The organism is Limnovirga soli, from assembly GCF_013106755.1.
GTDB lineage: Bacteria > Bacteroidota > Bacteroidia > Chitinophagales > Chitinophagaceae > Limnovirga > Limnovirga soli.
Window position 1 is genome coordinate 122,843 of the sequence record NZ_WHPF01000002.1, and the last position, 12,567, is coordinate 135,409.

Genomic DNA, 12,567 nt, shown 5'->3' on the forward strand with positions numbered 1-12,567 from the left:
TTTTTATGAGCCCGACTGCAGTTATGCTATGGCATCGCCGCTTGCGTCGCACTCTTGTGCTGTTGGATTATATGGCAACATACACATTCAGCTTTAAAACAAATACGTACCATTTCATTGCTTCTTCTTTAAAACCTCTAACAAAAAATAAGGCCTACATTTCTGTTGCGCTACAAACAAACATTGGCTGCTGCATAAGGAACAGAACGTACAAGAGTGCGACGCAAGAATGCTACATTAATGTGCAATTGTTTGGCCCCAAAGAATATACTATTTATTGTTAGCCAATGCATCTAATGCCAGGTTTAACTGCAAAACATTTATACTCGCCGGACCAAATAAACCCAGTAAAGGTTGTTTGGTATTTTTAGTAATTACCTCCTCAATTGCAGTTACAGGTATTTGCCTTATGGAAGCAATTCTTTGCGCTTGTGCTTTTGCGGCCTGTATAGAAATATCCGGGTCTAAACCACTACCGCTTGCCGTAACAATATCCGCCGGAATATCTGCTTTTTTAATGCCAGGATTATGTACCATAAAACTATCAATTCTTGCCTGTACCTGTGCCAGATAATCAGGGTTAGACGGGCCTTTATTACTACCGCCTGCACCGGCTGCATTATAATCTACCGCAGAAGGTCTTGACCAGAAATATTTATCCTGATTAAACTTTTGTGCAATATTGGTATAGTAAGTTTTATTGTTTGCGGTAAACGTTTCCCCCTTACCCTTATTGGGAACTAATTGAGCAAAGCCCCACACAATAAGCGTATACAAGCCGCAGAAAAAAATAAAACAGATAGCCGTAAGCCTGATGGCTGGAAAAATATGCGTTTTCATGTTATAGAAATTTAGAAAAATATAGAAACAAACAAATCAATTAATTTAATACCAATAAAAGGAATAAGTACACCACCCAAGCCATAAATAAGCAAATTGCGGCGTAATAATGCAGAAGCTCCAATTGGTTTATAAGCTACACCCTTTAATGCCAATGGTATTAATAAAGGAATAATAATGGCATTAAAAATAACGGCTGAGAGTATAGCACTTTCCGGACTGTGCAGCTGCATAATATTCATACCCTGCAATGCTGGTATGGAAGTAATAAACAGGGCCGGTACAATAGCAAAATATTTAGCCACATCGTTGGCAATGCTAAAAGTAGTGAGCGTACCTCTTGTCATTAGTAGCTGTTTGCCTATTTCTACCACTTCAATTAGTTTGGTGGGATCATTATCCAGGTCAACCATATTGCCAGCTTCTTTGGCAGCCTGTGTGCCACTGTTCATGGCTACACCAACATCGGCCTGGGCCAGTGCAGGGGCATCGTTCGTACCATCACCCATCATGGCTACCAGTTTGCCTTCTGATTGTTCTTTGCGTATATAATTCATTTTATCTTCCGGTTTAGCTTCGGCAATAAAATCGTCTACACCTGCTTTGGCAGCAATGTATTTGGCTGTTAACGGGTTGTCGCCCGTTACCATTACGGTTTTAATACCCATTTTTCTAAGGCGTTCAAAACGCTCACTAATACCAGGTTTAATGATATCCTGTAATTCTATTACACCAATAACTTTTTCGTTTTCTGCTACTACCAACGGGGTGCCACCATTGCTTGAGATAAGTTTTACCCTTTCATCAATTTCAGATGGGAATATATTTCCTTCCCGCTCTGCCAGCCTGCGAATGGCGTCTGCTGCGCCTTTGCGTATACGGGTAGTATCAAAATCAATACCCGAGCTTCTTGTTTCTGCAGTGAATTTGATGAATCTTGGATGATTAATAGTAAAACTTAAAGGGTTAATGCCAGCCAGTTCAATAATCGATTTTCCTTCGGGGGTATCATCAGCCATAGAACTAAGTACGGTGCATTGTATAAAATGCTTTTCATCCACCCCGTTGGCCGCATAAAAATTAGTAGCTTTTCTGTTACCAATGGTAATAGTTCCGGTTTTATCTAACAACAATACATCTATATCACCTGCAGTTTCAACTGCTTTACCACTTTTGGTAATTACATTGGCACGCAATGCCCTATCCATACCAGCGATACCAATAGCAGAAAGCAAACCACCAATTGTGGTTGGAATTAAACACACAAATAAAGAAATAAAGGCGGCAATAGTAATGGGTGTTTGGGCATAATCAGCAAAAGGTTTTAGGGTAACGGTAACTATTATAAATACCAAGGTAAAACCAGCCAGCAGAATAGTTAAAGCAATTTCGTTGGGTGTTTTTTGGCGGCTGGCTCCTTCTACAAGGGCAATCATTTTATCTAAAAAGCTTTCGCCCTGTTCGGTAGTTACAATTACTTTTATTTTATCTGATAATACTTTGGTGCCGCCTGTAACACTACTTTTATCGCCGCCTGATTCTCTTATCACGGGAGCACTTTCGCCGGTAATTGCGCTTTCATCTATGGTGGCAAGGCCTTCTACAATTTCACCGTCTGATGGGATAATATCGCCGGCTTCGCACAAAAATATATCCCCTTTTTTAAGTTGGGATGAGGAGATGATTTTTACCTCATTTACAAACATTTCCCCAACTGGCTGTATTAATTTGGCTGGTGTGTCTTCTCTGGTTTTTCGTAAACTATCAGCCTGTGCTTTGCCTCTTGCCTCTGCGATGGCTTCGGCAAAATTGGCAAATAAAAGCGTTATAAAAAGTACCGCGGTTACAATAAGGTTGTAGGCAATACTGCCCTGGCTTTTTTCGCCGGTTAATATCCAAATACATACGCCTGCCATTACCAGGGTGCCAACCCAAACGGTAAACATTACCGGATTACGGACCATTTTTTTGGGATTGAGTTTAATAAATGATTCGCGTAGGGCCTGTTGTATTAAGGTGCCGTCGAAGAGTTTATTATTGTTTGATTTTGTTGACATGATATTGCTTTTTTGATTGCTAATTGGTATTTAGCAGTAAACAAACAGGTTTGTTTTGGGCTGTTTATTGGTGAATTATTTATTGCCGTACAAGTGTGCGACGCAAGTAAAGCCCGATTGTATATTGGTTGCCCGGCTAATAATAAGTATTATGGTTTTAACATAAAATGCTCTGCTATTGGCCCCAATGCCAAGGCAGGGAAAAAGGATAATGCAGCCACAATTGCAATTACAGCAAATACCATTAATCCAAAAGTTGCGGTATCTGTTTTAAGTGTGCCAGCGCTTTCGGGGATGTATTTTTTGTTTGATAAAATACCCGCAATGGCTACCGGGCCTATAATTGGCAGGTAACGGGCCAGCAACATTACTATTCCGCAGGCAATATTCCAGAATGGGGAATTATCGCCAAGGCCTTCAAAACCACTGCCGTTATTGGCGCTGGAAGAGCTAAACTCGTACAACATTTCGCTAAAGCCGTGATAGCCTGGATTATTTAACCATCCCGCATAGGCAGTAGGGTTGCCTGCATACAGGAAACTGCTAATTGCTGTACCCGTTAAAATAAGTAAGGGATGCAGCAATGCAATGATCATGGCAATTTTCATTTCACGGGCTTCAATTTTTTTGCCTAAAAATTCTGGTGTACGCCCAACCATTAATCCACTTATAAATACAGCCAGAATAATGAAAATATAGAAATTTAAAAAGCCTACGCCCACACCGCCAAAAAAGGCGTTTACCATCATTCCCAACATGGCAAACATGCCGGAGAGTGGCGTTAAGCTATCGTGCATAGCATTTACAGAACCATTGCTGGTAACTGTGGTGTTAATGGCCCAATATGCAGAAGCCGCCGAACCAAACCTGATTTCTTTACCCTCCATACTCCCCAGGTTTTGGTTTATACCCATTTGCATAATGGCCGGATTGCCTTTTATTTCATTGAAAATGGTTGGGATTAGCAAAAGAAAAAAGCCAATCGTCATAACACCAAATATGGTATATGCCAACCGTTTTCTTTTTAAAATATATCCCAGGGCAAATATCATAGCAATTGGGATTAGTAAAATAGACACCGTTTCAATGATATTGGTGAAATAACTGGGATTCTCAAACGGGTGTGCGGAATTGGGACCAAAGAAACCGCCACCATTGGTGCCAATTTGTTTAATGGCTACAAATGCGGCAACCGGGCCCCGGCTTACATGCACCGTATCGCCTTGTAAAGTGGTAATGGTATCTTTTCCTTCAAAAGTCATTGGCATACCATTTAGTACAAATACAAGCGCCAGCAATAACGCCAATGGAAATAATATTCGGGTACAGCTTTTTACAAACAATACATAGAAATTGACAGGATTGCCGGTGGATTTATCCTTCATGGCAAAAAATACCATGGCACAAATAGCCATACCGCAACCTGCACTAATAAACTGAAATAGCATTAACACCAATTGCCCCAGGTACGACATGCCGGTTTCACCTGAATAGTGCTGCAGATTGGTATTTGAAATAAAACTTACCGTTGTATTAAAGGCAAGGTCGGCACTCATAGAGGGATTGGCATCTGGGTTTAAAGGCAGCCAACTCATATTGGTTAATACAAACATGGCTATTAGAAACCAAAACAAATTAATGGTAAGTAAAGCCAGTAAATGTTGTTTCCAGTTCATTTCTTTGGTTGTGTTGATGCCGCCTACCTTAAAGAATAATTTGTCAAGCGGATTAAAAATACCATCCAGCCATGTTTTTTCATTGCTGAATACTTTACCAATGTACCAGCCTAATGGAATAGCTGTTACCAGCAGCAGCAAATACATTAAAATAATTCCGGTTAATTCTGTGTTCATGGTTTAAAACTTTTCTGGGTGCAGCAGTACATAGCACATGTAAGCAAATACTGCAATGGCGATGATGAATAAAATAAGCATAGTGTTATATTTTTTCGAAGTAGCTAATGGCCCGGTAAAACAGTATAAAGCAGGCTATACCTGCGGTGATTAGTAGTATCAGCATCATATAAATGGTTTTAAGAAGTAGTAAACAGCTTCAGTTTGCTTTTTCATTGTAATGAATTGGTAATATCTGGTGGTTTCAATAAGTGCACCAATTAAGGCCTGTAGGGGTAAGAAGCTTATCTGTATTGGGTTTCAGGTTTTTTGGGTTTTTAGGGGCAATAAAAAACCCTTTCATTTTGAAAGGGTGCACCATAGCGTTTTAAAAGGGTTATTGTATTTTATATTCTTCCAGCTTACGATATAAGGTTGTTAAAGCAATATTGAGCAATTTGGCAGTTTCGGTTTTGTTGCCCCTGGTATGGTTTAATACTTTTAGAATATGTAGTTTTTCGGCGCTGGCAAGATCAAAGGCAGAAAGTTGTTTGTTGTTGGTTTCACCCAAATTGTATTGTTGCATTTCGCCTGGCAGCAAATCCACACTAAGTGTATTGCTGTTACATAAAATGATGCTCCTTTCAATAACATTTTTTAGTTCCCTGATATTGCCATTCCAGTGATGCTGTTGCAATAATTGTATAAATGTTGGCTCAATTATTTCAATTTTTTTATTGGCTTTTAGGGCATAGCTGGCAACAAAATAATTTACCAGTAACGGTATGTCTACTATTCTTTCCCGCAATGCCGGCAGCTGAATGGCAAAAACAGATATGCGGTAAAACAAATCTTCCCTAAAATGGCCTGCGGCAATTTCCTGTTTAAGATCCCTATTGGTGGCAGCAATAATGCGCACATCTACTTTAGTGGGTTTGGTATCACCCACCTGCAAAAAAGTGCCTGTTTCCAGTACCCTTAATAATTTGGTTTGCAGGTCGGGTGCCATTTCGCCTATTTCATCAAGAAATAGCGTGCCTTTATTGGCTTCTTCAAATAAGCCTTTCTGGTCTTTTACTGCACTGGTAAAAGCACCGGCTTTATGGCCAAATAATTCACTTTCTAACAGGTCTTTGCTAAAGGCGGCACAGTTAATGGCAACAAAATGGTTGTTTGCCCTATTGCTTTCCAGATGAATGGCTTGCGCAAAAACTTCTTTGCCGGTGCCGGTCTCACCGGTTAATAATACAGTTGTATCAGTAGCTGCCACTTTGCGGGCCAGTTCTATGGCTTGCTTTATTTGTTTTGAGTTGCCAATAATATTATTAAACGAGTATTTATGAATTAATTGTTTTTCCAATTGCTGTACCCGTTTAGCCAACGAGGCTTTTTCCAATGCCCGGTTTAGCAATGGAATTATTCGGTTATTATCATCGCCTTTGGTTATATAATCAAATGCGCCGTTTTTAATGGCTTGCACTCCATCAGGAATATTGCCATAAGCAGTTAATAATATTACCTCAACAGCCGGGAATTTCTTTTTAATGGTAGCTACCAGTTCAACGCCATTGCCATCGGGTAGTTTAACATCACATAAGGCAATATCAATATCATGTTGCTCCAGTTTTTTTAGGGCAGTTTTGCAATCCTGTGCCTGTACTACTTCAAAACCTTCCAAACCAATAATCCTGCTTAAAAGGGTTCTCAGTTTTTCTTCATCATCAATAATCAGCACTTTTTTCACTAGTAGATGTTTATACAAATGTAAGTCAATAAAAAAGTGATACTGTGTAAAACCAAATATTGTAAATGCATTTTTTTGAAGCCCGGCAAATCAATAACTATGAAGCTTTACTTGCGTCGCACACTTGTACGGCAGATACTAAATGCTGCATTAAACAGCCATAACAGCAGATAAATAACCAGTATAAAATTATTTTGGAGCCACAAAATCCTGATTACTTAATGTGGATGTTGCTGGTACTGATACTATTTAAATGTTAGTGAATTAAATGGTTAAGGTGTTTAAAGTGCTTCTCAGATATTTATTAATGGCTAAGCATTGTTAGAGCAACAAATATCAAATTCAACTACCTGAAACTAGTAATAAAAAATATGCTAACCTTTAGGTATTGACACTATTCTATTTTTTTTATTGCTGCCATGAAAGGGGAACCCCGAACCGAGCGTGGCAAGTGCAGCTCAATAATTGAACGGTAGCCGGTAACAAAAAAAAGCTGCCTTTACAGACAGCTTTTTTATAAGAATTGAAAAAAGATTTATACCGTAGCAGGTTTTTTTCTATACCATTGTACAAGGGCCAATATAATAACCAGCCATCCAAGTGCAGAGCCAATCACTGCAAATTTTTCACTTTGGTAAAAGGAGTCTGGCTTAAATTCGAAACGAATATTGTGGGTACCCGCTGGCACAGCCAAACCTCTTAGCACATAATTGGTTTTTACGATGGGCGTTTCCTTATCATCTATATAAGCTTTCCAGCCCCGATCGTAAAAAATTTCGCTAAACACAGCAAACTGATTTGCGGCTGATGTGCTTTTATAAGTAACAATATCATTATCGTTTTTAATAAGACTAATGGTGGCAGTAGAATCTGCTACCGGCATAAATGGCACTGCAGCTTTATAGGCAGTTTCTACTATGGCTGTATCCTTTGGGTTTAATGTATCCAGCGCCTTCATGGCTTCTAATGGGGTTTGTTTAAAGTTAATAACTTTTACAAACCAACAGGCGCCCAATGCACCAGGGTTTTGTTGTACCATGGGCGGGCCATTTTGCTGCTGACCAGGTACAATTACATACCTGGTATTTAGCATGTTTAATACCTGGATATTTAACGGCTGTTTTCTAAGCTGGAAATTAAGCAGATCTTCTACAATACTTAATTTTGCCGGGCTATAACCACCCACTGAATTATGGAAGTAGGAGGTAAGCGCATCGTTAAAATAATCCTGGGTTAAGTTGAATACACGATAATAACCGGTATCTTTTTTAATTTCAAGATCGGCCTGGGTGGGAGTGAAATAACTTTCATCCACTTCTGATGATTCGAAGAAACTGTCGTTATTTAAGTACCGTCTTCCTTCGGCCAATAAATCGATAGAACTTAGTAATAATATACCTGTAAGAACATAAACTGTTTTTAGTTTATTCTTTAAAAATACCCATAATAGCAAATAAGCCGCACCTGCAAAAAACAGGGTACGCAATATATCGCTGCCAAAGAGAGATTGTCTGTCTGCCAGCACAGCGTTATAAAAACTTTTAGTAGCGTCAGCATTACCTCCTGTCATTTGGTTAAGCATGTTATTCAGATTCTCATCGTTGGCGCCTTTGTAATCCATACTGATATACAGGATACCAACTACTGCAAAAACACCTAATACTGCGTAGCCGCCTATCTTTAATTTTTCCTGTGCAACTGTTTTATTTGTCTCGTTAAACAGCAGTTGTTGTAATGTAATGCCGGCTAATAATGGGAATAATAATTGGGGAATTACCAATGTCATGGTTGGTACCCTGAACTTATTATATAATGGAAGATAATTAAACAGGAAACTATTAAAAGCTTCCAGGTTTTTACCCCAGGCCATTAAAATTGCGAGGAAGCATACAGCGGCTATCCACCATTTATCAATACCTTTTAAGTAAACCAGGCCTAGAATAAACAGCAAACAAATTACCGCGCCCAGGTATACCGGACCTGAGGTAAAAGGCTGATCGCCCCAATAGCCCGGGAATTGTGCGGCAAACTGAGCAGCCTGGTCTTCGGGGCCACCTTTGGCCACAAAGGTTTTTGCCAGATTAGAATTTGCTCCAAATGCGCCACCACCGGAAACGCCGCCATAAATATTGGGAACCAGCAACGAAAAGGTTTCGGCTTTACCATAGCTCCAGCCAAATGCATAATTAATATCCAATCCATCGCTTGGTTTAAGGTTGCTGGTAGTAGTATCTAATGCTGTACCACCCCTTAAAGTAGCTTTAGAATAGTCGTAGGTGGTAGCCAGAGGCACCATATTGCAGAATACACCCACCATGCCTGCAAACAATAATATGCCCGCGGTTAAAAAAATATGCTTAAAGTCTTTTTGCTTAAGCCATTGAATGGTATAAGCTATTACTGCAAAAATTGTTACTATAATAAAGTAATAAGTAATTTGAGGGTGGTTCATTCCTATAAGCAGGGTGGTAAATACGGCACTTAATGCAGCGCCGGCCCAATACTTTTTTTGAAATACTAAAAAATAAGCACCTAATACAGCTGGCACATATCCCAAAGCCAGTACCTGTGTAACATGGCCCACTGCTACAATTATAGGACTAAAAGAAGCATACGCATAACCCAGTGCGGCCAGTATACCAATACGGTAATCTACCCTAAATACCTGTGTAAGAAAATAAAATGAAATGCATAAGAGGAAGAAATAACTAAATGGAGCAGGTAAAAACAAGGTACATATATAGTGCAAATAACCTAATGCAATGGGAGTACCGCCACCAATGGCGACTGTATAGCCAGGCATACCACCAAACATGCTATTAATCCACAAGGGGAAATCACCATGTTTTTCTTTGTACTCGAAAGATGATTGGGCCATACCTTTCCAGTGTAGCATATCACTTTGTTGCAATACTTTGCCTTCCAATGCAGGCTTACAATATATTACGGCAATAATTAGGAAAACGGCAATGGCAATAAGGTGGGGGTATATTTTTGCCCAGTTAATTTTCTTCATACAGTTTATATTGCGGCAAACCTACATGAAGTCTTTTATAACGCAAAACCCGTTGAGCAATTTTTAACAACCAGCTTACTTAAGGGCATTTTTTAGCTCAATAATAGTTACAGCAGATGAACGTAATGCGACGCAAGGATGCTTCATCAGTGCGCTTAAGCCGGGTTTATAAAAATTGATTTGCTATTTGGTGTATATTATAGGTCAAAAAATGCTTTACACTACCGCTGTTTGTAATTGGAAGATTCTACTAGTGTAATAGTGAGAATTACCTTGTCTTTATAATAGTGTTTACTAATAACATTTACTATCCAAATACAATCTGCATTGTCTTCCAGGGTTTGCACTATGGAAGTATCTTCTATAAAGTCTTTCCATTCGCAATCGAATACATCGCCTTCTACAGGTAAAACAGGGGGATTAATAATTTGAAAACTGGTATTTAATAATGATGTAAAGTTTACAGAAAGTATAACCTGCATGTATTTTTTTTTTAAAGATATATATTCTGTATTATGCTTTTGTACTAATTAACCTACTTGTTTTACACACTATAATTTATTGATATATATAACTGACAGGTTGTAGTTTTACGGGGAAATAATGTAGGTAAATCAGCATAAAAGCTATGGAGATTTCAATTAGACCTTATACTGAAGCATTTCATGATGCTTTTAGGGATATTAATACCAGCTGGCTCAATGAATATGGGTTACTGGAATCGCATGATATTGCCGTTTTGGAAAACCCAGGTACCATGATCATAGATAAAGGCGGTGCTATTTTTTTAGCTATGGAAAATGACACTGTTGTGGGCACAGCGGCAATTGTAAAAGAGGGTGAGGACTGTGTGGAGTTGGTTAAAATGACGGTTATTCCTGCTTTTAGGGGAAGGGGAATTAGCCGGTTATTGATTGACAGGTGTATTGCAGCCGCAAAAAACATCGGCACAAAAAAGATAATATTGTTCTCTAATAGTAAACTTACCACGGCAATTGGATTATATGAGCGGTATGGTTTTATGCATATTCCGGTAACTGATTCTCATTTTGAAACAGCCGATATTAAAATGGAACTATCTTTATAATCTTATTCAGCATTATGAGCAAGGTAATTATATCAGTTAATAATTTGGTGAAAAGCTATGGCAGTTTTGAAGCAGTTAAAAATATCAGCTTTGATGTAATGGAAGGGGAGATTTTTGGTTTACTTGGCCCAAATGGTGCAGGCAAATCTACCACCCTGGAAATTATAGAAACTCTTAGGGAGAAAACCAGCGGAACTATTATAGTGGATGGTTTAGATTTGGATAAAAACCCTAACGATATTAAAAAAATTATTGGGGTGCAATTACAAACCTCCGGCTATTATCCCAATTTAAAACTAACTGAACTAATTCAACTGTTCTCAGGCCTTTATAATAGAACGGTGGATGCAATGGAATTACTCGATTCAGTGAATTTGCGGGATAAGGCTAATAGCAAGGTAAAAGAGTTAAGTGGCGGACAAAGACAGCGTTTTTCCATTGCCACTACTTTAATCAATAACCCAAAAATTATTTTTCTGGATGAACCCACTACCGGCCTTGATCCTCAGGCAAGGAGAAATTTGTGGGATTTGATAAAAGGCCTGCGCCAGCGTGGCGCAACTGTAATAATTACCACCCATTATATGGATGAGGCAGAAATACTTTGCGATAGGGTAGCTATAATGGACAGCGGTAAAATTATCTCCATGGCATCGCCCGATAAATTAATTGATGACCTGGTGGCTACCGGTTTTGAACGACCCAAGCAGCTGAAAAATGCCAGCCTGGAAGATGTTTTTATTCACCTTACCGGTAAGGAATGGAGAGATGATTAAAATGGTTTTAACCGATTTATTATTACCCAAAATAGTATTGCAATGACAGATGATTTACGTTACCCGATTGGCAAATATGCCCCATTGCCTTTTTCGCACGAACAAAAAGAGAAATGGTTGCTGGATATAAAATTTCTGCCCGAAGATCTGGAAATGGCGATCCAAAACCTGGATGAACACCAGTTGCAAACACCTTACCGCGATGGTGGGTGGACAGTAAAACAATTAGTGCATCACGTAGCTGATAGCCATATGAATGCCTATATAAGGTTTAAATTGGGTATTACCGAAATAAACCCCGCCATAAAACCTTATGATGAAAAGGCCTGGGCCAACCTGCCAGATGTTGAACAATTACCCATCAATATATCGCTAACTATTTTACATGCATTACACCAGCGTTGGGTAATTGCTATTAAAGATCTTAGCGAGGAACAGTGGGAGCGTACCGTTTTTCATCCCGAGCATAAAATAAATATGAGCTTATGGCACCTGTTGGGCATGTATGCCTGGCATGGTAAACACCATGTAAAACATATCCTGCATTTGAGAGAAAGAAATAGTTGGTAGTGCTTTGTTTAAACAATATCCAAATTATACCTTATGAGCAACTTAAGCTGGAAAACCGTTTCCAAAGAATATTTGTATCAGGAAACCTGGCTTACGGTACGTAAAGACCGTTGTACAAAACCCGATGGGAATGAAGTATACCCTTATTATGTGTTTGAATTTCCGGAATGGGCCACTGCTTTACCTATTACCGAAGATGGTAAAATAATATTGGTAAAACAGTATCGCCATGCACTGGGCGTTACCTGTATTGAACTTCCCGGCGGTTGTATTGATGATTCAGATGCATCACCCGAAGCTGGAATGCGGCGCGAATTATTAGAAGAAACGGGTTATGTTTTTGATAATGTAATTCACCTTGGTGAAACTTCTCCAAACCCATCTACCAACAACAATCTAATGCATATGTATCTGGCAACAGGTGGAAAAAAAGTGGCTGAGCAACAACTGGATGCCAATGAAGAAATTCAGGTATTTGAAGTTACCATGGGAGAATTATTGCAGTTGCTGGATGAACAAAAAATTGTACAATCCATGCATGTAACTACCATTTTATATGCCCTGCGTAAATTGGGTAGACTGGCATATATACCCGGATAATTTTTTGGTAGCCGTCAAATGATTTTTATGGCATCGCCGCTTGTT

General features: G+C 39.1%; 11 protein-coding genes. 4 read left to right on the forward strand and 7 right to left on the reverse strand.

What is annotated here, in order from left to right; all coding sequences use genetic code 11:
- Nucleotides 1-270: 270 nt before the first annotated feature.
- The 7 genes from GD597_RS02390 to GD597_RS02420 form a co-directional block, all read right to left on the reverse strand.
- The gene (locus GD597_RS02390; protein WP_171606213.1) at nucleotides 271-840 is read right to left on the reverse strand and encodes a K(+)-transporting ATPase subunit C; all 570 of its coding nucleotides are present in this window, start codon (nucleotides 838-840) and stop codon (nucleotides 271-273) included.
- Between the two features lie 11 nt (nucleotides 841-851).
- Nucleotides 852-2,897 (reverse strand): potassium-transporting ATPase subunit KdpB, encoded by a 2,046-nt coding sequence (gene kdpB, locus GD597_RS02395; RefSeq protein WP_171606214.1) that lies wholly within the window; start codon nucleotides 2,895-2,897, stop codon nucleotides 852-854.
- A gap of 149 nt (nucleotides 2,898-3,046) precedes the next feature.
- On the reverse strand, nucleotides 3,047-4,750 hold the full coding sequence (gene kdpA / locus GD597_RS02400; RefSeq protein WP_171606215.1) for a potassium-transporting ATPase subunit KdpA: 1,704 nt from the start codon (nucleotides 4,748-4,750) through the stop codon (nucleotides 3,047-3,049).
- A 3-nt stretch (nucleotides 4,751-4,753) separates the two neighbouring features.
- Nucleotides 4,754-4,831, reverse strand: a complete 78-nt coding sequence (locus GD597_RS22180; protein ID WP_171606509.1) for a potassium-transporting ATPase subunit F — start codon at nucleotides 4,829-4,831, stop codon at nucleotides 4,754-4,756.
- 295 nt (nucleotides 4,832-5,126) lie between these two features.
- The gene (locus GD597_RS02410; protein WP_171606216.1) at nucleotides 5,127-6,473 is read right to left on the reverse strand and encodes a sigma-54-dependent transcriptional regulator; all 1,347 of its coding nucleotides are present in this window, start codon (nucleotides 6,471-6,473) and stop codon (nucleotides 5,127-5,129) included.
- Nucleotides 6,474-7,008: 535 nt separating this feature from the next.
- Entirely contained in the window at nucleotides 7,009-9,489 is a 2,481-nt protein-coding gene (locus tag GD597_RS02415) for a YfhO family protein (RefSeq protein ID WP_171606217.1), read from the reverse strand.
- A 221-nt stretch (nucleotides 9,490-9,710) separates the two neighbouring features.
- Entirely contained in the window at nucleotides 9,711-9,971 is a 261-nt protein-coding gene (locus GD597_RS02420; RefSeq protein ID WP_171606218.1) for a hypothetical protein, read from the reverse strand.
- A gap of 146 nt (nucleotides 9,972-10,117) precedes the next feature.
- Here GD597_RS02420 and GD597_RS02425 point away from each other — a divergent pair, with 146 nt between their 5' ends.
- The 4 genes from GD597_RS02425 to GD597_RS02440 are packed head-to-tail and all read left to right on the forward strand — an operon-like array spanning nucleotide 10,118 to nucleotide 12,522.
- Complete coding sequence (locus GD597_RS02425) at nucleotides 10,118-10,576, forward strand: GNAT family N-acetyltransferase (RefSeq protein WP_171606219.1); 459 nt, start codon at nucleotides 10,118-10,120, stop codon at nucleotides 10,574-10,576.
- 14 nt (nucleotides 10,577-10,590) lie between these two features.
- Entirely contained in the window at nucleotides 10,591-11,352 is a 762-nt protein-coding gene (locus GD597_RS02430; protein ID WP_171606220.1) for an ABC transporter ATP-binding protein, read from the forward strand.
- Between the two features lie 42 nt (nucleotides 11,353-11,394).
- Nucleotides 11,395-11,922: a YfiT family bacillithiol transferase gene (locus tag GD597_RS02435; RefSeq protein ID WP_171606221.1), complete on the forward strand. Its 528-nt coding sequence runs from the start codon at nucleotides 11,395-11,397 to the stop codon at nucleotides 11,920-11,922.
- Between the two features lie 33 nt (nucleotides 11,923-11,955).
- Nucleotides 11,956-12,522 (forward strand): NUDIX hydrolase, encoded by a 567-nt coding sequence (locus tag GD597_RS02440; RefSeq protein WP_171606222.1) that lies wholly within the window; start codon nucleotides 11,956-11,958, stop codon nucleotides 12,520-12,522.
- The last annotated feature ends 45 nt before the right edge of the window (nucleotides 12,523-12,567 follow it).